Annotated in this window: 24 protein-coding genes, 4 tRNA genes and 2 pseudogenes; 16 read left to right on the top strand and 14 right to left on the bottom strand. The window is 66.3% G+C overall.

Annotation, left to right across the window (positions count from 1 at the left end; translation table 11 throughout):
- Positions 1 to 109: 109 nt before the first annotated feature.
- The 3 genes from MSM1_RS17625 to MSM1_RS17615 are packed head-to-tail and all read left to right on the top strand — an operon-like array spanning position 110 to position 3,145.
- Complete coding sequence (locus tag MSM1_RS17625) at positions 110 to 994, top strand: carbohydrate ABC transporter permease (RefSeq protein WP_213444897.1); 885 nt, start codon at positions 110 to 112, stop codon at positions 992 to 994.
- On the top strand, positions 981 to 1,808 hold the full coding sequence (locus MSM1_RS17620) for a carbohydrate ABC transporter permease (RefSeq protein WP_213444895.1): 828 nt from the start codon (positions 981 to 983) through the stop codon (positions 1,806 to 1,808). Before MSM1_RS17625 ends, MSM1_RS17620 begins: the two co-directional genes overlap by 14 nt.
- A gap of 56 nt (positions 1,809 to 1,864) precedes the next feature.
- The gene (locus tag MSM1_RS17615) at positions 1,865 to 3,145 is read left to right on the top strand and encodes a sugar ABC transporter substrate-binding protein (RefSeq protein WP_236057062.1); all 1,281 of its coding nucleotides are present in this window, start codon (positions 1,865 to 1,867) and stop codon (positions 3,143 to 3,145) included.
- A 209-nt stretch (positions 3,146 to 3,354) separates the two neighbouring features.
- Here the strand turns inward: MSM1_RS17615 and MSM1_RS17610 are convergent.
- Positions 3,355 to 3,426 (bottom strand) — tRNA-Val (locus tag MSM1_RS17610).
- A 168-nt stretch (positions 3,427 to 3,594) separates the two neighbouring features.
- Here MSM1_RS17610 and MSM1_RS17605 point away from each other — a divergent pair.
- From MSM1_RS17605 to MSM1_RS17575, 7 genes and pseudogenes are all read left to right on the top strand, one after another.
- Positions 3,595 to 3,667 (top strand) — tRNA-Gly (locus MSM1_RS17605).
- 29 nt (positions 3,668 to 3,696) lie between these two features.
- Positions 3,697 to 3,767, top strand: a tRNA-Cys gene (locus MSM1_RS17600).
- Positions 3,768 to 3,783: 16 nt separating this feature from the next.
- Positions 3,784 to 3,858: transfer RNA gene (locus MSM1_RS17595), tRNA-Val, on the top strand.
- Between the two features lie 238 nt (positions 3,859 to 4,096).
- Positions 4,097 to 4,333, top strand: a complete 237-nt coding sequence (locus MSM1_RS17590; protein ID WP_213444891.1) for a hypothetical protein — start codon at positions 4,097 to 4,099, stop codon at positions 4,331 to 4,333.
- Positions 4,334 to 4,338: 5 nt separating this feature from the next.
- The gene (locus tag MSM1_RS17585; RefSeq protein ID WP_213444889.1) at positions 4,339 to 4,560 is read left to right on the top strand and encodes a hypothetical protein; all 222 of its coding nucleotides are present in this window, start codon (positions 4,339 to 4,341) and stop codon (positions 4,558 to 4,560) included.
- A gap of 315 nt (positions 4,561 to 4,875) precedes the next feature.
- A complete protein-coding gene (locus MSM1_RS17580) occupies positions 4,876 to 5,550 on the top strand; it encodes a DUF732 domain-containing protein (protein ID WP_213444887.1) in 675 nt (224 codons plus the stop codon).
- A 180-nt stretch (positions 5,551 to 5,730) separates the two neighbouring features.
- Positions 5,731 to 6,188, top strand: a pseudogene (locus MSM1_RS17575) (tyrosine-type recombinase/integrase); the annotation flags it as partial.
- Between the two features lie 263 nt (positions 6,189 to 6,451).
- Here the strand turns inward: MSM1_RS17575 and MSM1_RS17570 are convergent.
- The 5 genes from MSM1_RS17570 to MSM1_RS17550 all read right to left on the bottom strand — a co-directional run bounded on the left by MSM1_RS17570 (position 6,452) and on the right by MSM1_RS17550 (position 8,127).
- Positions 6,452 to 6,625, bottom strand: a complete 174-nt coding sequence (locus tag MSM1_RS17570; protein WP_213444886.1) for a hypothetical protein — start codon at positions 6,623 to 6,625, stop codon at positions 6,452 to 6,454.
- 9 nt (positions 6,626 to 6,634) lie between these two features.
- On the bottom strand, positions 6,635 to 6,943 hold the full coding sequence (locus MSM1_RS17565; RefSeq protein WP_307857426.1) for a hypothetical protein: 309 nt from the start codon (positions 6,941 to 6,943) through the stop codon (positions 6,635 to 6,637).
- A gap of 118 nt (positions 6,944 to 7,061) precedes the next feature.
- Positions 7,062 to 7,370: a hypothetical protein gene (locus MSM1_RS17560; protein ID WP_213444885.1), complete on the bottom strand. Its 309-nt coding sequence runs from the start codon at positions 7,368 to 7,370 to the stop codon at positions 7,062 to 7,064.
- On the bottom strand, positions 7,367 to 7,810 hold the full coding sequence (locus tag MSM1_RS17555; protein WP_213444884.1) for a hypothetical protein: 444 nt from the start codon (positions 7,808 to 7,810) through the stop codon (positions 7,367 to 7,369). Before MSM1_RS17555 ends, MSM1_RS17560 begins: the two co-directional genes overlap by 4 nt.
- On the bottom strand, positions 7,810 to 8,127 hold the full coding sequence (locus tag MSM1_RS17550; protein ID WP_213444883.1) for a hypothetical protein: 318 nt from the start codon (positions 8,125 to 8,127) through the stop codon (positions 7,810 to 7,812). The genes MSM1_RS17555 and MSM1_RS17550 overlap by 1 nt, the downstream gene beginning before the upstream one ends.
- 100 nt (positions 8,128 to 8,227) lie before the next feature.
- Here MSM1_RS17550 and MSM1_RS23065 point away from each other — a divergent pair, with 100 nt between their 5' ends.
- On the top strand, positions 8,228 to 8,497 hold the full coding sequence (locus MSM1_RS23065) for a phage antirepressor N-terminal domain-containing protein (RefSeq protein WP_374101751.1): 270 nt from the start codon (positions 8,228 to 8,230) through the stop codon (positions 8,495 to 8,497).
- A gap of 71 nt (positions 8,498 to 8,568) precedes the next feature.
- Here the strand turns inward: MSM1_RS23065 and MSM1_RS17540 are convergent, their stop codons facing one another.
- The 7 genes from MSM1_RS17540 to MSM1_RS17510 form a co-directional block, all read right to left on the bottom strand.
- Complete coding sequence (locus tag MSM1_RS17540; RefSeq protein WP_213444881.1) at positions 8,569 to 8,853, bottom strand: hypothetical protein; 285 nt, start codon at positions 8,851 to 8,853, stop codon at positions 8,569 to 8,571.
- A gap of 1,044 nt (positions 8,854 to 9,897) precedes the next feature.
- On the bottom strand, positions 9,898 to 10,242 hold the full coding sequence (locus MSM1_RS17535; RefSeq protein WP_213444880.1) for a hypothetical protein: 345 nt from the start codon (positions 10,240 to 10,242) through the stop codon (positions 9,898 to 9,900).
- On the bottom strand, positions 10,232 to 11,818 hold the full coding sequence (locus MSM1_RS17530) for a DUF3631 domain-containing protein (RefSeq protein WP_213444879.1): 1,587 nt from the start codon (positions 11,816 to 11,818) through the stop codon (positions 10,232 to 10,234). Before MSM1_RS17530 ends, MSM1_RS17535 begins: the two co-directional genes overlap by 11 nt.
- Entirely contained in the window at positions 11,818 to 12,300 is a 483-nt protein-coding gene (locus MSM1_RS17525) for a DUF2742 domain-containing protein (RefSeq protein ID WP_213444878.1), read from the bottom strand. Before MSM1_RS17525 ends, MSM1_RS17530 begins: the two co-directional genes overlap by 1 nt.
- A gap of 226 nt (positions 12,301 to 12,526) precedes the next feature.
- Positions 12,527 to 12,727, bottom strand: coding sequence for an excisionase family DNA-binding protein (locus MSM1_RS17520; protein ID WP_213444877.1), 201 nt, complete (start codon positions 12,725 to 12,727; stop codon positions 12,527 to 12,529).
- A gap of 98 nt (positions 12,728 to 12,825) precedes the next feature.
- Positions 12,826 to 13,266 (bottom strand): hypothetical protein, encoded by a 441-nt coding sequence (locus MSM1_RS17515; protein WP_213444876.1) that lies wholly within the window; start codon positions 13,264 to 13,266, stop codon positions 12,826 to 12,828.
- 2 nt (positions 13,267 to 13,268) lie between these two features.
- Positions 13,269 to 14,399, bottom strand: a complete 1,131-nt coding sequence (locus MSM1_RS17510) for a tyrosine-type recombinase/integrase (RefSeq protein ID WP_213444874.1) — start codon at positions 14,397 to 14,399, stop codon at positions 13,269 to 13,271.
- Between the two features lie 320 nt (positions 14,400 to 14,719).
- On the opposite strand from MSM1_RS17510, the gene MSM1_RS17505 reads away from it, so the two are divergent.
- The 5 genes and pseudogenes from MSM1_RS17505 to MSM1_RS17485 form a co-directional block, all read left to right on the top strand.
- The gene (locus MSM1_RS17505) at positions 14,720 to 15,298 is read left to right on the top strand and encodes a hypothetical protein (protein WP_213444872.1); all 579 of its coding nucleotides are present in this window, start codon (positions 14,720 to 14,722) and stop codon (positions 15,296 to 15,298) included.
- The gene (locus MSM1_RS17500) at positions 15,295 to 15,528 is read left to right on the top strand and encodes a hypothetical protein (RefSeq protein WP_213444870.1); all 234 of its coding nucleotides are present in this window, start codon (positions 15,295 to 15,297) and stop codon (positions 15,526 to 15,528) included. Before MSM1_RS17505 ends, MSM1_RS17500 begins: the two co-directional genes overlap by 4 nt.
- 20 nt (positions 15,529 to 15,548) lie before the next feature.
- Entirely contained in the window at positions 15,549 to 15,764 is a 216-nt protein-coding gene (locus MSM1_RS17495; RefSeq protein ID WP_213444868.1) for a hypothetical protein, read from the top strand.
- Between the two features lie 366 nt (positions 15,765 to 16,130).
- Positions 16,131 to 16,595 carry a DUF732 domain-containing protein gene (locus MSM1_RS23060; RefSeq protein ID WP_374101750.1) on the top strand — a complete coding sequence of 155 codons (465 nt, stop codon included), beginning with the start codon at positions 16,131 to 16,133 and terminating at the stop codon, positions 16,593 to 16,595.
- 203 nt (positions 16,596 to 16,798) lie between these two features.
- A pseudogene (locus MSM1_RS17485) lies at positions 16,799 to 17,256 on the top strand (tyrosine-type recombinase/integrase); the annotation flags it as partial.
- A gap of 39 nt (positions 17,257 to 17,295) precedes the next feature.
- On the opposite strand, the gene MSM1_RS22090 reads toward MSM1_RS17485, so the two are convergent.
- Positions 17,296 to 17,733, bottom strand: coding sequence for a hypothetical protein (locus MSM1_RS22090; RefSeq protein ID WP_236056851.1), 438 nt, complete (start codon positions 17,731 to 17,733; stop codon positions 17,296 to 17,298).
- Positions 17,734 to 17,800 lie beyond the last annotated feature (67 nt).

Here is a 17,800-nt window from a genome sequence, read left to right as displayed (position 1 = left end):
CCTTCATGACCTGCTGCGGCGACACCCCGGCATGTCGCGCCGAAGAGAGCCGTTTTGCGCTTTCGGGGGGCGACGCGCTTGCGGGCCGAGACGCGCACCAATGGCGCCAATGAAGGGCAGCGGGCCCGCACGGGGTCGCCGGGTCACCGCACTGGGGTATGCCCTGCTGGCCCCCAGCCTGTTCGGGATGGTCACGTTTCTGCTGCTGCCGATGCTTGTGGTGCTCTGGCTAAGCCTGCACCGGTGGGATCTGCTGGGCCCCATCGAGTATGTCGGGCTGGACAATTGGCGCTCGGTGCTGACCGACCCGGCGTTCGGCAACTCGCTGGTGGTCACCGCCGTGTTCGTGGCGATGGTGGTCCCGGCGCAGACGCTGCTGGGTCTGCTGGCCGCGTCGATGCTGGCCCGCCGCCTGCCGGGCAGCGGCCTGCTGCGCACGGTGTACGTGCTGCCGTGGATCTGCGCCCCGCTGGCGATCGCGGTGCTGTGGCGATGGATCCTGGCACCCACCGACGGTGCGGTCGCCACGGTGTTGGGACATCAGATCGACTGGCTCACCGACCCCGGCCTTGCGCTGCCGCTGGTGTCAGCGGTCGTCGTGTGGACGAATGTCGGCTATGTCGCCATGTTCTTTCTGGCGGGCATTTTGGCTATCCCCGAGGATCTCCACGCGGCCGCCCGCATCGACGGCGCCAGCGCCTGGCAACGATTCCGGCGCATCACCCTGCCGATGCTGCGCCCCACGATGTTCTTCGTTTTGGTTACCGGAATCATCAGCGCTGCACAGGTTTTCGATACCGTGTATGCGCTGACCGGAGGTGGCCCGCGGGGCCGCACCGACGTGGTGGCCCACCGCATCTACGCCGAAGCGTTCGGTTCGGCGGCCGTCGGGCGGGCCGCGGTGATGGCGGTGGTGCTATTTGCCATCCTGGTCGGCATCACCATTGTCCAGCATCTGTATTTCCGGCGACGAATCAGCTATGAGCTCACCTAGCCGCGCCCTCTCGGCTCTGGCGATCTACGCCGGGCTGGCCGTCGGCGCGCTGATCACGTTGACCCCGTTCACACTGGGACTGCTGACGTCGTTTACCTCGGCACGCCAGTTCGTGACGGGCGGTCCGCTGGCGCTGCCGCGCCCCCCCACGCTGGCCAACTATGCCGGCCTGGCCGGCGCGGGCTTCGGCCGCGCGCTGGCGGTCACCGCGGTGATGACAGCGATGATCGTGATTGGGCAACTGAGCTTTTCGGTGCTGGCCGCCTACGCGTTCGCGCGGTTGCAGTTCGCGGGGCGCGACGGGTTGTTCTGGGTGTACCTCGCAACCTTGATGGTGCCGCCCACGGTTACGGTGGTTCCGCTGTATTTGATGATGGCCCAGGTCGGTTTGCGCAACACGTTCTGGGCGCTGGTGCTACCGTTCGTGTTCGGCTCGCCTTACGCGATCTTCCTGCTGCGCGAGTACTTTCGTGCCATCCCGGAGGACTTGATCAACGCGGCACGTCTCGACGGCGCCAATACCCTTGACGTGATTGTGCATGTGGTGGTGCCGGCGAGCCGGCCGATTCTGGTCACGTTGTTGCTGATCACCGTGGTCTCGCAATGGAACAACTTCATGTGGCCGTTGGTGATCACCAGCGGTGCCAAGTGGCGGGTGCTGACGGTGGCAACGGCTACCCTGCAGTCGCGATATAACGCCCAATGGACATTGGTGATGGCCGCCACCACGGCCGCGATCGTGCCGCTGATCGTGTTGTTCGTCGCCTTCCAGCGGCGGATCGTGTCCTCGATCATCGTCACGGGACTGAAGTGAGCCGGCGACCAAGGTTTTCCACGCTGGTCGCTGCGGGGCTGGCTCTGGTCGTCGCGATGTTGGGGGCGGCGGCGGTGCTTTTGGACGTTTCCGCCCGGGCGCCCGCCGGCAAGACCGTGGTGACGGTGCGACTGTGGGACCAACAGGTTGCCGCGGCCTATCGGGAGTCGTTTGCGGCGTTCACCCGCGCGCACCCGGGTATCGAGGTGCGCACCAACGTCGTGGCCTTTGCGACGTACTTCGACACGCTGCGCACCGACGTGGCCGGAGGCAGCGCAGATGACATCTTCTGGCTGTCCAACGCCTATCTCGCCGGCTATGCCGACAGCGGTCGGCTACTGAGCATCGACAAGGCTTTCGGCCCGGCTGCCGCGTCGACGTGGGACCCCGCGGTGGTCAGCCAGTTCACCCGCAACGGTGTGCTGTGGGCGGTGCCGCAACTGACCGACGCGGGAATCGCGGTCTACTACAACGCGGATCTGCTGGCTGCGGCCGGCGTCGACCCGGCCGCGCTGGGGGCGCTGCGGTGGAGCCCGGACGGCGCCGACACGCTGCGTCCCCTGCTGGCCCGGCTCACCGTCGACGCCGACGGGCACGCTGCGGGCACAACAGGTTTCGACGCCCGTCGGGTGCGGCAATGGGGATACAACGCGGCCAACGATCCGCAAGGGATCTATCTGAACTACATCGGGTCGGCCGGTGGGGTGTTCCAGCGGGGCGACGCGTTCGCCTTCGATAACCCCGCCGCGATCGCAGCCTTCCGCTACCTCGTCGGCCTGATCAACGTGGACCACGTCTCGCCACCGGCCTCGGACACCAACGACAACGGGGATTTCTGCCGGAACCAGTTCCTGGCCGGCAAGATGGCGCTGTTCCAGTCCGGCACCTACAACCTGGCGGCGGTCGCCGAGGGGGCGAGCTTCCACTGGGGGGTGGCGATGCTGCCCATCGGGCCGGCCGGACGGGTCAGCGTCACCAATGGTATTGCGGCGGCGGGTAATGCGGCATCCAAGCATCCGGATGCGGTGCGTCAGGTTCTGGCTTGGATGGGCAGCGAGCAGGGCAACGAGTACCTCGGCCGGCGGGGCAGCGCCATCCCGGCGGTGCTGTCGGCGCAGCGTGTCTACTTTGCCTACTGGGCCGCCAAGGGCGTGGACGTCTCACCGTTTTTCACCGTGCTTCGCGGTCCGCGCATCCCCGCGCCGGGCGGCGCCGGTTTTGCCGCCGGGTATCAGGCCCTCAAACCGTATTTCGACGACATGTTCCTCGGCCGCGGGGATGTCGCGACCACCCTCGCCCGGGCCCAGGCGGCGGCCAATGCCGCCGCGCGCCGTTAACGGTGAGCACCGCGGGGGGCCAGCCGCAGCTGGGCCAGCCACATCGCCCCGGGGTGGTGCCCCGCATCGGCAACGCGCGAGGCGGCATCGTCCCGGAGTCAGGCACTCGCAGCCACAACCGCCGATTCGGCAATCAACTACGGACAAAAATCGGAAAACCCGGCCGGACCACCGAGTACCAACACCATGTCCACGCAGGTCAGCGACCGTGGTCCCGGCTGGGATCGAACCAGCGACCTCCCGCGTGTGAAGCGGGCGCTCTCCCACTGAGCCACGGGACCGGCGCCGAGACGCGAACGACGTCGAAGACTAGCACGTGCGGCTATCGTGGGAGAACGCGCGGCATCGCGGCGCCGTTGAGCCGCGCGTGGTATCAAGAGATTTGTGCGGGCCTGGTCAGGTGGACTATCGTCGTGCTTCGCACCGGGCGACGATCTGGTCTGCTGCACGCGGATGTAGCGCAGTTGGTAGCGCATCACCTTGCCAAGGTGAGGGTCGCGGGTTCGAATCCCGTCATCCGCTCGAAGGTGTTTCAGTGGCGTCAACCCCGCGGTGGAGTGGCCGAGTGGTGAGGCAACGGCCTGCAAAGCCGTGCACACGGGTTCGATTCCCGTCTCCACCTCTTTTCTCGGACCCGGGCGCGGTTAGCTCAGCGGGAGAGCGCTTCCCTGACACGGAAGAGGTCGCTGGTTCAATCCCAGTACCGCGCACCAGTGTTTACGCAGGTCAGACACGGTAGTTAGACAGACAAACACGGTGGTGTGACCTAGATATGACCTGACAGTCGGCGAAGCTGGCTCCATCGAAGGGAGCCCGTATGCCCACCTACACTGTTCCAACCGATCCCGGCCTCGAACGCGACCGTTTTGAAGCGGCGGTATCTATGTGGAGTTGTGGGCCGTGGCTTGAGCGGGTGGCCCCAGGCGGCCAGCCGGGCGAGGGGGTGCGGCTATGAAAACCGCCGCCGGGCAGGCGCTTGAGTGCCTTCATGCCTGCCGGGACGCGCTGGCCGAGGCTCGCCTGCACGCGCTCGGCGCGCAAGCGTACCTGGGCGGGGCGCGGGCGACACGCGCGGCCGAGCTGGCCGAGCGCATCGCCGACGCGATCACGTATGCCGAGCGGCTGAAGTTTGTTGTCGAGGGCGACGCTCGATACGACGCGGCGGCGCAAGCCGGGGGCGCGCGGTGAGCCGAATGTGGGTATCGCTGCCGGTGGCGCGCACCCGACTCGGCCCCATCCGTGTCGGTGCCGGGCTGCCGGTTGAGGCGGTGCTGATCGCGGCGCTCATCATCGCTGCCGCGGTGGCGGTGTATGTGGTGGCGGCGGCCCCCGCCGGCCTGGTGATGGGGGTGGTGGCGCTGGGCACCCACGGCTGGCATGTCTACCAGCGGCACCGCGCCAGCCGGCGGCGGTGACTGTCGCGGCGCTGCTGGCCGGGATGCTGCTGCACCCGAGCGGCCCTATCCAGTGGTGCGATCCGGGGTTACGACGCGAAGCCCGATCCGAAGGCTGGTCAATCAGCGAAGCCGGGCACTACTGTCCAATCCATAGAAAACGCCGACGAAAGGAAACCCCATGAAACTCCCCATCATCGCGACCATCACAGCGGCAGTCCTCCCCCTCTACACCCGCACATGCCGCAACAAAAAACAACCCGACAACGGTGCCCCAGCAACCACCATCCCCTGGTGGGCGGCAGGAATGGCGCATCTCAAGTAAGGAAACCCCCAATGTCACTACACGACATCACAGAAAACAACGAAACCCTCAGCGCCCAAGCCCTCCCAGCTCACCCCACCGAGCAGCAGCCAGCGCCACTAACCGATGCCCTCGCATGGTCCCAAACCGAAACCATCCCCGATGACATCCCGCGCCCACAGCACACGCTTCGCTGGATTGGCGTTGTCGTTGTGTTCATAGTCATGGCTGCGGCCACCACCATCCTCGGGATGCGCTTCTACCGCCAACAAACCCACGGCACACCCCCCCACGTCTCGGCGCAACCACGAGCCCCGGTAACGAGGGCCATCCCCACGCCCCCCCGAGCACCGTCGCCTCCACCGGCACCGCAACCGAACGCAACAATCACGCCATCGCCTCCCCCCAGTGCCTACCCCGACGATATTGGGCATGCGCACACCCCCCAAGCAGCGGCGCAACCAGAATGGTTGGCCGATGACCAGTTCCTGACCACGCTCCGCAATGACGGCATCACAAGCACAGATGGTCCACAAGCTGAGATCGGAGCTGCTCATTACGTGTGCGGATATGTTGCGCAGGGAAAAACGTTCGACCAGATTGTTTCGATGTTTCTTGCGGCTAACCCCGACGCGTCACCAAGCGACGCGAAACAGTTTGTCGACGCGGCCGAAGCCGCCTACTGCCCCCAACACTCCTGGAACTAGCCCCCCTCCGGGAAATGCGCCCCGGGTGTCTGGCTCTTGCCGATCCATGCCGTGCCGAATCGGCACGACATGGCGGCAGATCGGCCTGAGCGGGTGCCCAAACTCGGCGATGCCAGGTTTGCGCACCAGCCCCTTTGTCTGGCACAGCGGCCGCCCGGCGCGCCGGGCGGGGGTGGGCGGCTCATGCTGCGGCTGGCGGCCGAGGCCGGGTTGCGGCGCCCGAGGTCGCCCAAATCCACACCCGCGACCTGCTCGACCATCCCGACGCGCCCGCGCTGCTGGTGCACGGCAAGGGTGGTAAAGAGCGGGTGGTGCCGTTGAGTCGGGAGCTGGCGGGGATGGTGCGGCTAGGCGCGGCCGGCCACACCCCCGGCGCGCCCGTGCCGGGATGGTTGTTCCCTAACATGCTCGGCGGGCATGTCAGCGCCGCGCATGTGGGGAAACTTGTTGCCCGCGCGCTGCCGGGTGGCTGGTCGATGCATCATCTGCGGCATCGTTTCGCCACCCGCGCCTACCGCGGCTCGCGGAATCTGCGGGCGGTGCAAACACTGCTGGGGCACGCGTCGGTGGCCACCACCCAGCGGTACACGGGTTTGGCGAGCGACGAGCTACGCGAAGCCGCCGCGTGCGCATGGTAGGGCGGCGCCGCCCCTTCCCTGTCCTCCCCAGCTCAGACGAAGTGTCGGCGCTGGGGCGCGCCACCTTGGCCCGCCGGCCGCTCGGCGCGTGGGTGGGGTGCGCTCACTGAGTCGTCGATCCTTTCGACCTGGATCGCTGGGATGGTGGAGGCCCGCCAGTGTGCTGGGGGATGGGCCGGCGGGCCTCCGATGTTCATCGCCGGAGCTAGATGCTATGACAGCGTTATTTGGACAATGAACAGGCTTGATAATACCTGCCCGCATCAAAACGGCACATGCATGTAATCGATGTTTCCTGGGCCGCCGCCGTCGCGGGCGTGCCGCGCCGCCCGCAACAGGTCATTGAGCGCGTCGTATTGGCCGCGGCGGGCATCGTCCGACAGCCTCCACAGCGCGTGTTGTGTGGCCATCGCCGCGTACGTCGCATCATCCATCATCTGGGTGTCCTACTCCCGCAGTAGTAGCTGCAGTACGGCGCCGGGGCCGGTGGCGACCGCCGACAACGCGAGCTGATACCCGGTGGCGGGGTCGAGCAGCGGCATATTGAACAGCTCACCAGGCCGAAGCCGCACCCCAGTCAGGGGGTTCAGCGACGCCATCTGGCCGGTGTTGACGATGATGTCTGGCGCGCCAGCAGCGTCCCCGATGCCCTCAGAGTTGTTGAGCGCCACCACAGCGCGTAAACCAGTGGGCAGCGGGATCACCGCCGGGGACTCGCCGACCGGCACCACCGCTGGGGTGTCGCTCGTGCTCACGGGTCCGACACCTTCCATTGTTGTCGGGGGCTGGCCGGCCAGCTTGCACCCGTACGCGACTTTGGGCCGGCCGGCCGCCCCCCGGCCGCGCCGCGAGCCGCCAAATGACGCGGAGGCTTCACAGGGCCGGTAGGCCGGGATGGTAGTAGGCGAGCTGCCCGCTCTCACCACGCTGGCAGCACGCCCAAACGTGAAACTCTGGCCGGGAGTCGCGGCGCGGCAGCGTCACCCGCTCACCGGGGCGCACAGGTAGCGCCGCCAGCGTCAAATCGTCGTCGAACGTCAACTCGGCCTCGCTGTAGGCGACGAACACCGTGGAAGAGCCGATGTTCTCCAGCAGCAGCGTTGGGGCGTCCCACACCTCGCTAAAAGCCCCCCACGCCACCACGGCCGGGGTGTCGCTCACCGCCGAAACACGCTTAATCACCTACTTGCCTCCTGCTCCCTGTCCCACGGGAAGGGCTGGCCGGCCTTCCAGCCCGACTTCCTGAGCAGCACCGCCTTACCTATCGTCTCGTTGGAAAACCTCGCCCCGGCGCGGCGCAGCGCCTCAGCCGCGCGCGGCCGCCCCGCCGACACCGGCACACCCAGGGCCTCGATCGCCGACAAGCACTCCACCACCCGCTCCGGGTCAGTGGGCCGGCCATCGTTGTCGCAATACTCAATCAGCCCCAGATCAAGCATCCGGCGTGTTTGAGCGGCGTCCCAGGCCGCCCAGCGCGGCAGCGGCGCACCACTGCCAGGGAAGTCCACGAGGCGGCCATTAGGGGCTTTCAGCCGCAGGGACGGCACACCCTGCTTGATCCTGATCCGTGGCAGGTCGGCCAGGGTGGCGTCCTCGATCGCCGTGAAATCCGTCCCCAGCATCAGTCGAACACCCGGCACGCGCTGGTGTTCGGCTTCGCCTCGAACCGGCCAGTAGCGCGATTGAAGTAGTACGGGTCATTCGGCGAGGGGATGTAGTAGCTGGCACCGCCCGGCGGGGGTTTCAAACCAACCCGGAACTGCGGACCAAGCTGCCAGAGGAACCAATCCTCGCGCTCCTGCTCGGTCCACTGCTCCGGCGGCTTGCCGGTGACCAGTCGCACCGGCTCCATATCCTCACCGCCCAGCGGCAGGCCAACCATGTCCTTGCCCGGGCCATAATCCGGGCACCATCCCGCGTCGGCGCTGCCGTACATCATGGGTATTCCCTTTCCTCGAAGCTGTCGAAGCTGTCCACACGGATAGCGTTTGTGGACAGTCTACAACACCATCGCCGATGATTTGTGGCAGCTCACAAGCGTGTCGCGGCAAGTGTGGCCTGACCAGCGCGGCCAGCCCTACGTCGCGCTCAAGCCCCTATGCGACGCCATTGGCGTAAATCACGCCACCCAGTACCGAAAGCTCAACCAAGCACCCTGGGCAACTGTTGTCATGATGACTACGGTTGGCGAAGATGGCAGGTCACGGGCCATGTACGCGCTTCACGCCGACTGCATCCCGATGCCGCTAGCAACCTTGGCCCGGATCGCTAGGCGCGCGGCCGAGCACCCTGGGCAACTGTTGTCATGATGACTACGGTTGGCGAAGATGGCAGGTCACGGGCCATGTATGCGCTTCACGCCGACTGCATCCCGATGCCGCTAGCAACCTTGGCCCGGATCGTTAGGCGCGCGCGCCGCAGCACGCCGCTGCCGCTCAGCCCGACGCTCACACAACTCGGCCGCCAGCGCGCCAGGACGACGCTCCCGCTCCCGCAGCGCCTCGAGCTGGGCGATCGTCACCATCAGTGTCTTGGCGAGACTCGACACCGCGCGCGCATCCGTTGTCCGGCCAAGCTGCCACGCCACCCGCCGCGCAAGCGCGGAAAGCGCGCGATCAGGATCACCAGACTGGACGGCCGCCAGCACCGAAAACCTTTGCGGCACCGGCCTTCTCGAGCCACGCATTGCTACACGCTCCTAGAATAAATGTGGACAATTGCCCCGGAGGGAGAGAAAAGCGACCCACCAGCGGTCGCGAACACCCCCCCACCCTCCGATTTTTTTGCGGGGGGTGGTATACGGGCTGGTGGGTGTTGGTGTGGTGGTTTGCTGGTTTTGGGGGTGGTGTGTGGTGGTTGACGATGCGGTTTCGGGGGTGTGTGTTTGCTGGGTTTCGCGGGGTGTGTTTGCTGGCGGGGGTGGCGTGTGCTTGGTGCGTGTGCCTCTGAGGGATGCGTTGGCGTGTGGCTGGGTGTGGTTTTGGGTTGAGGGGCGTGTGAGTGCGGCGCGACACCGGCCTGACTCGCTGTCGAGGACAAGCCTGGAGCTGGGTGGTGTGGGCGTGAAGCTGGGGTTCTGCTGGCTGGGTGCGCGCTGGGGGTGGCGATATCGGGTGCGTTGAAGTCGGTTGAGGCGCAACCAGGCTGGCGTGTGCCGGGGGTTGGGAGTTCGTCGTGCTGGGACTGGAGTTCGTACTGGAGGCGGCTTGGTGTGACTGTTTGGCGGGGGGTAGCATAAATCTTCCGTATCGCCTAGGTGGCTATTTCGCTTTCTGCCACAATGTGATTCGTATCGTTTCTCTGTTCTGTGTTTCCTTTGTTGTGTCTGCCACGTGTTCTCATCGTGTGTCATGTGTGTCCCTGTGTCCTTGTGGTCTGTTCACCGTGTGTTCAATCCTTGTGTCCCTTGTGTCGTGTTGTCCTGTTTCCTTGTCGTGTTCGTCGTGTGCGTGGGCACACGACATCGGATGCCGGCAGGGGGCCGATGGCCGCGCCGCAGTGCGGGCACTGCCGTAGCGGGGGTGGTTCGGGATCGCTGGGTGCGGCGGCGGCTGGTTGGGTGGGCATCAGGGCTTCCTTTCTTGTGTCTTGCGCCGCCAGGCGCGCGCTTGGCGGTTCTGCGCGATCCGCTGGGCGCGGGTTGGCCGGCGCGGGGTGTCCAGGCGCGCAGTGGCCGGGATGAGGCGGGGACGCGGGGGTTGGTTGTGGTTCACTGGTTGGCCGCCTTGTGTAGGTGGCAGGGCGCGCCGGGTGTGGTGACGATGCACCGGCAGGGGGTGCCGGCCAAGGTCGGCCGCCCGCAGCGCAGCGGGGCGAGCTGCACACGTGCCCGCCACGCTGGGGGCAGTGGGCCGAGCTGCTCATGCGGCACATGGCTGCACGCGGGGTCGTAGTGGGTTTTCCCGTCTCCGATGGCGTCCACGCGGGCGAGCAGGAGATGCCTGGAGCCGTCTGCGTCGATGGCGGCGGCGGCGATGTAGTCACGTGTGCCGCAATCACACAGGCAGGCGACGGTGTTGGGGTCAATCCTGGACCCGTTGCGGCTACTGCTCACGGGACGCTGCCTCCCAGTGCTCGCAGATGATTACAGGCCCGCATCGCGGGCATTCGATGCGCCCGTCAGGAAGCTCTACGAACGTTCGGGGGTGGGGGGTCGCCTCATCGTCGGCCGCGTCATCACCGCGAGCGGTGCCCGTGGTGTTGGTGTCATGATCGTCGGGCACAGCGTCGCCTTCCGGGGTGTCATCTGTTTGCTGGGTGTGTGGCTGTGGGTTGGTTTCCGCCGACTGTGGGAGGCGGCGGCCGTCGTGTCGCGTAGTCGCCCTGCTATGTGTTGGCCCGTTTCCGTCCGGCAACCCGTCAGAACCCGTCAAGGCGTCAAATCCGCTGGTAGGAGGCTCAGAGCGTCTGACGGGTTCTGACACCTTGACGGGTTGCATCTGACGACTTGACGGGTCGGTTTTCAACCCGTCAGACGTAAAATCGCCGTCTACCTGCGGTTTCTGACGGGTTGACGGGTTCTGACGGATATACCGGCGGAAAACGTCGTCGAAGTCTTCACGACGGTATCCGCGACTGCGCGCGTCGCTGCTACGCCGGGGCTTGACCCGAAACTCCCGCAAGCGATAAGCGAGTTTGCTGGGTGTGAGGTCGAAATCGTTCCACGGCGAGGTTTCAATTCGACGCAACTCGTTTACCAGATCAGCGCTGAGCACAAACGATGTGTCCCGCTCGGTGAACACGCTGGCGATGTCGGAGAGTAGCCGCACCCCTAGCGACGAGTCCTCATCGCTGGCGTCGGCGGCTGTGACGAGTACCTTGCACGCTGTCCGCGCGCTCTGCGGCCAGTGGCCACCCGCGGCATCAGCGACGGCGATTAGAGGTTCCCACGTGTCAGCCGCGCGGTCGTCGACGGGCATGTCCGGCTCAGCCGCCGACAGCTCGCTGATGCGATCGGCCGCCCACCGGTCCAGCCGCTCTTGTAGCGCCTTCAGTTTCGGGCGGTCGCGCCGTGACCGGAACTTGGCGACGGTTTCTCCGTTGGCGCGTCGGCGCATTCGGATATTGACGGCGCGGTCGGTAACTGTATCTGGAAGCGCGCCGATGCCCGCCAGCGCGGCCATCGCGAAAACGTCGAACGTTGTGGGGGTTTGGGCGGGGCCGACGCAGCGCAAGGCAGGCCGGCCACGCTGATGCCCAGCGTTCAGAAGCTTTCTGAGGTCTTCGGCTGATTCTGACGCTTTTTTCGCGGCACCCCAGATCGTGTCGGCCTCATCGATGAGCAGCGTTGGCGGGTGGTCGCCGCCGAGCGAGCGGAAGATGGCGGCCACGGTCGCGTCCGCGGTCGCCAATGGGTTGTGGCAGGTGCCATCAATCAAGTCAAGCAACCGTGTCTTGCCGCAACGCTTTTCGGGGCTGGTGATGACTAGTCGCGGGGCGGTATCGAACGCTGGTAATGCGTGGGTGGTGGCGATCCACATTGTCACGGCGATAGCCGAGTGCTCATCGCTGAACGCCACGTATCGAGTGAGCGTGTCGCGCAGCTCGTCTAGCAGCGCCGCGCCGTCTTCCGGCAGGTCTTCGCGGTACCAGTCGAGCAGCTCATCGGCGCGGTCAGTGGTGTCAGTCATCAGGATGCCTTTCGTGGGATTCGGATACCGCTCGCGACGGCGGCGTGTAGCTGTGTGATTTCGTTGGCGATCGCGCGCCAATCAGCGGATGCCGCAACAGCTTTCGACGCTTCCGCCATATCCTGCTGAGCGGTCTCGACCCGCAGAGCGTGATGCTGACCAAACTCGGCCAACGCCAGCAGTTTTCGGGGATCGTTGTCAGACAGCGCGCACCACGCTGGCGTTCCCGGCCACGGCAGCTCGCCATAGCCCGCTCGCGTCAGTAGGCGATCGACGTAGACATGGACGGGCCACCAGCTCACCTGCCGCGACTGTAGTGAAACATGTTGCGGGGATCGGGGTGTCGTGCTTGGCCCATCATCGCCGGCAGGCGCAGGAGCGTGCCGTCGCGACAGCACGAGCTGCCGCCCACGCTCGACTAGGTTGGTGTCGTCGATCTCGCTGCGGTCGCCGCGGAGGGTGACGATGATCGTCTCGGTCATCGGCCACCCCCATGGGCGCGGTGGCCACGCTTGTCGAGCCACCCAAGGCGCTGGCCCACGCGCAAACACGAGCGGCAGTAGCCGAGTCGGCGCGGCTTGGCGCTGCGCAGCGCGACACCGCACTCGCGACACGAGACCTGCTGGAGCGGCCGGCGTGTCGCGTCTGGCGTGCTAGACTGTGGACGGTTGCTCACTGCGAGGCCGGGCATTGCCCGGCCTTCGCCATTCATCGGGCACCGCCGAATGGCTGCATCCGGCCATCGATTTCATTCAGGTCGAGGCGGATGACGCGACGGCCGTTGCGGTACGCGGTGAGCCGACCGTCGGCGATCATCTGCCGGATCGTGCGATCGCTGACGGCTAAATATGCGGCGGCTTCCTTGATGGTCGCGTAGCGACGCCGCTGGGAGGTTGTAACATCGGGCATTCCTCGGGGTGTCCTTTCGGCGCGGTGATATACCGCCCACCCGAGGAATTTCGGAGACGTAAACGCTCACGTGGAGCGCATGTGTACATGATAGCCGTTTATGGTGCCACGTACCTGCACAACACACCGATGGGTATTTCGTGTCGCCCGTCGATTCGCGGCAGCTTATCCCGCGCCGCGGAGGCTCTATCCAAAAAAACCCCTAGAGCGGTGGCCGTGATTTGGACTTGCGTCTTACACGCGGCGCACCGAACTGTAAAGGTGGAATTCCCGTCAGGCCACACCGTCTCGGTCACCGCGTAGTCGGCCCACGCTTGCGCGGCTTGCCTATATAGGACGCCATGACGCTCGCCGTCGGCGGCCGCGAACTGCACCGCCGTGTCCTCTGGGCCGATACCGCGCACAATTAGCTCATCGCCGATCAGGGCGGGATTGAATCCCATCGCCGCGGCTCTTCTCACAACCTCGCGCCGGTCGTCGATCTCGGCAACTGGCGCGGCAGCTCCCCCGCAGTTGCACGTGACCACGTATTTGTCCATGATTACCGTCTCTCCGCGATTTTGCTGAGTAGCGCGGCGATTTCACGGTCGCGGCCTTGCGCGGCGTGCTGGTAGCGCATGGCCGCCACTGGGGTGGAGTGACCTAGCCTTGCCATCAATTCGGCTAGTGTCGCGCCGGTGGCGGCGGCCAGCACCGCGCCGCTGTGGCGCAGGTCGTGAAACCTCAAGTCGGGCCGGTTGGCCGCGTCACGCGCCTTGTAGAAGTGCCGGTTCAAGGTGGCGGGCGCCAGGTGAAGGCCGCTCTTGGCGGGGAATATCAGCGAATCACGAGCGCCGCCAACGTGTTTGGCGAGATGGTCCTCGATTGCCGACAGCAGGTGCGGGGGAATCGCCACATCGCGCACGCCGGCGTCGCTCTTAGGGGTGGTGACTAGAAACCGGCCGCCGCGAACACGCACAACCCCGCGCCGGACACGAATCACTTCATCGCGCACATCAACGTCCATGCGGCGCAGCTCGGCCAGCTCGCCGTATCGCAGCGCGCACCACGCACCGAGCAGCACCATCAGCCGGTACTGCTCGGGCATCGCATTCGTGATGATTTCCAGCTCGTCGAGTGTGGCGGGCCGGATGCGGTGGACCCGTTTGGCGGTGCCGGCCCCGCGAATCACGCACGGATTCAAAGGGATTCGTCCGTCGCTGGCCGCGGTGCCGAGGATCGTTCGCAGCAGGCCGTAGCAGTGCGCGCGCAAGGTCGGTGTCTTGCGGTGGGCCATCGCCGCATACCAGCCGCGCACATCCTCGGTTGTGATCGCCCCCAGCGGGGTCACGCCGAACGCGGGCAGTAGATGCTGGTCGAGCAGCTTGCGGTAGTGCTCGCGGGTCCGGTCCTTCAGATCGCGCTGGGACATCCAAGTTTCGGCGTACTCGGCGAACGTCAGTGCGGGCGCCGCTGGGCGTTGGGCCTCAGGCGGCGTCCAGGCTTGGCGCACGATCTCGGCCTGTTTGAGCGCCAGCCACGCGCGGGCCTCGGCCTTGGTGAGAAACAGTGTGGGGGCTTTGTGGCGGCGGCCGTCTGGGCCGTAGTAGCGGGCGCGGTAGCCGCGTGCGAGCTTGTCCACCGACCCGAACGTGCCGCTCGCGCGGTTCTTGCGGCCCGCTCCACGTGTCATTGGCGTGTTTCCAGTTCCCGTGCGCTGGTCAGGTCATGACCTGAATATGACCTGACCATAGCTAACAAGCTTCCGCTTGCTTCCGCAAGCTTCCGGTTGTACTGTTCGTTGACAGCGCTGGTGATTTACCATCAGCGCTGGTCACCAACCGAACGCCAGCAAACCGATTGGACTGGTTCAATCCCAGTACCGCGCACCAGTGTTTACGCAGGTCAGACACGGTAGTTAGTGGGCCTAGGCGTGTTTCGTGCCAAAGACGTGCCAAAACGGTGTTGAGCGATTCGGTGTCCCCGGTCTGGCAAGACCGAGAGGGGTTCGCCATGCACGACACCGCCGATTTGATCGATATCGGGCCCGCGCCCGCGCCGCCGAACTGGTGGGTGCCCGGCCAGGGCGGCCAACGCGGGGCCGAGCACGCCGCGCCGCCCGCGCCGACGTGGCTACGCGGCATCGACCCGGACTATCTCGTCGATGACGACGGGCCGGTGACCGTGTGGGACCGCGAGTTCGCCGGCGGGGATGTGTGGATCACCGTCTACGACCGCATCGTGGGCGGCCGGGTGATGCGCTCGAAGCCGGTCGTTTTCGTCAGCGACGCGGTGGCCGCGCCGGCGGGTGGTCTCACCGTTGAGCGGGCCCGCGAGCTGGCTGGCGCGCTGCTGGACGCTATCGAGACTGCTGAAGGTGACACCGAGCGGCACGAGTTCCTGGTGTGCCGCCGCGACGGCGAGCGCATGGTGGTGTGTTCCCGGCACGCGGACGGCGTAGCGGGGTGGGGTGCGCTAGATCGTGAGCGCGCGGCTCTGCGCCGAGCGGGTATCGACACATCGGGGGATGATGCGCCGTGGCTGGAGCGGGTGGCCCCAGGCGGCCAGCCGGGCGAGGGGGTGCGGCTATGACACCCGCCGAGCAGGCATTGGGGTGCTTGCGCGAGTGCCGGGACGCGCTGGCTGACGCGCGCCTGCACGCGCTCGGCGCGCAAGGGTATCTCGCCGGGGCGCGGGCGGCGCGGGCGTTCGAGCTGGCCGGGAGGATCGCCGACGCGCTCGCCTATGCCGAGCGCCTGTTGTTCATCGTCGAAGGCGACGCTCGCGCCGACGCGGCGGCGCAAGCCGGGGGCGCGCGGTGACGCCGCGAATGTGGGTATCCGTGCCGGTGGCGCGCACCCGACTCGGCCCCATCCGCGTCGGCACCGGGCTGCCGGTCGAGGCGCTGCTGATCGCGGCGCTCATCATCGCTGTCGCGGTGCTGGTGTATGTGGTGGCGGCGGCCGCCGCCGGCCTGGTGATGGGGTTGGTGGCGCTGGGCACCCACGGCTGGCATGTCTACCAGCGGCACCGCGCCACCCACCAGGTGCAGCGGTGACTGTCGCGGCGCTGCTGGCCGGGATGCTGCTGCACCCGAGCGGCCCTATCCAGTGGTGCGATCCGGGGTTACGACGCGAAGCCCGATCCGAAGGCTGGTCAATCAGCGAAGCCGGGCACTACTGTCCAATCCATAGAAAACGCCGACAAAAGGAAACCCGACATCACAGAAAACAACGAAACCCTCAGCGCCCAAGCCCTCCCAGCTCACCCCACCGAGCAGCAGCCAGCGCCACTAACCGATGCCCTCGCATGGTCCCAAACCGAAACCATCCCCGATGACATCCCGCGCCCACACCACGCGCTCCGCTGGTTTGCCGTTGTCATTGTGTTCATCGTCACCGCCGCGGCCACCACCATCCTCGGGATGCGCTTCTACCGCCAACAACAAACCCACAGCACACCCCCCCACGTGTCAGCGCAACCAACACCATCCCCAGTAACCAAGCCCCTCCCCACACCCCCCACACCGCCAACGTCGCCCGCACCAGCACCGCAACCCAATACCACAATCACGCCGCCGCCCCCAACCAGTGCCTACCCCGACAATGTTGGGCATGAGCACACCCCCCAAGCAGCACCGCAACCAGAATGGTTGGCCGATGACCAGTTCCTGACCGCGCTCCGCAACGACGGCATCACAACACCTGAAGGCCCCCAAGTTGAAATCAGAATCGCCCACACTGTATGTAAAGCATCCGCACAAGGCACCCCATACGACCAGATAGTATCGGAGCTGCTTGCAGCTAACCCCAACCTGCCACCAAACGGCGCAAAACAGTTTGTCGACGCAGCCGAGGCAGCTTACTGTCCCCAACACTCCTGGAACTAGCCCTCCTCGGGGAAATGCGCCCCGGGTGTCTGGCTCTTGCCGATCCATGCCGTGCCGATTCGGCACGACATGGCGGCAGATCGGCAGCAAACTCTGCGTAGTCGTTGCCTGAGCGGGTGCCCAAACTCGGCGATGCCAGGTTTGCGCACCAGCCCCCGTGTCTGGCACAGCGGCCGCCCGGCGCGCCGGGCGGGGGTGGGCGGCTCATGCTGCGGCTGGCGGCCGAGGCCGGGTTGCGGCGCCCGAGGTCGCCCAAATCCACACCCGCGACCTGCTCGACCATCCCGACGCGCCCGCGCTGCTGGTGCACGGCAAGGGTGGTAAAGAGCGGGTGGTGCCGTTGAGTCGGGAGCTGGCGGCGCTGGTGCGGCTAGGCGCGGCCGGCCACACCCCCGGCGCGCCCGTGCCGGGATGGTTGTTCCCCAACATGCTCGGCGGGCATGTCAGCGCCGCGCATGTGGGGAAACTCGTTGCCTGCGCGCTGCCGGGTGGCCGGTCGATGCATCATCTGCGGCATCGTTTCGCCACCCGCGCCTACCGCGGCTCGCGGAATCTGCGGGCGGTGCAAACCCTGCTGGGGCACGCCTCGGTGGCCACCACCCAGCGGTACACGGGTTTGGCGAGCGACGAGCTACGCGAAGCCGCCGCGTGCGCGTGGTGATCGCGGCATATCTACGGCGCACCGCGGCACGCCTCACCCCTACACACAGGGCGGCGTGGTTGACGTGGCTGTCCGCATCGAAGGATGCATAGTTGAGTTCCTAACTGAAGTCAAGCCACTTGGGGGTTCGTAGGCCACAATCCAGGCGTTTCTGGTGGGCTCGAGCACCACCGTCAGCTCGCCTGGATCCTCGGCACCCACATCGGCCCACACCCGCTCCAGCTCGTCGGGGCGGGTCAAGAACTTACGGCCCCGCCACACCGTCTTGCCCTCACGGGCCAGCGTCGCCTGATGCGCCGCCCGGACCGCGACGTCGATCCCCAACGTCAATGCCACTGCAAAACCCTCCTGCCACAAGCTCTTCCAGATCACCAGGTGACTGAGCGCCACGGCCACGGTCCAGACATTCTCTAAGCAGGAGTCCACACCACGGGCTGGCTCCAAGTTCCCGAACAAGAACACCGCACGACCAGACACCAAAGTCCACGGGAGGCCGCTCAAATCTCAGGGATCACCAGGTGTCCCAGTCGGACCCTCGGACCTG

Source organism: Mycobacterium sp. SM1 (genome assembly GCF_018361265.1).
Classification (GTDB): domain Bacteria; phylum Actinomycetota; class Actinomycetes; order Mycobacteriales; family Mycobacteriaceae; genus Mycobacterium.
This window is presented reverse-complemented; position numbering and strand designations above follow the sequence as displayed.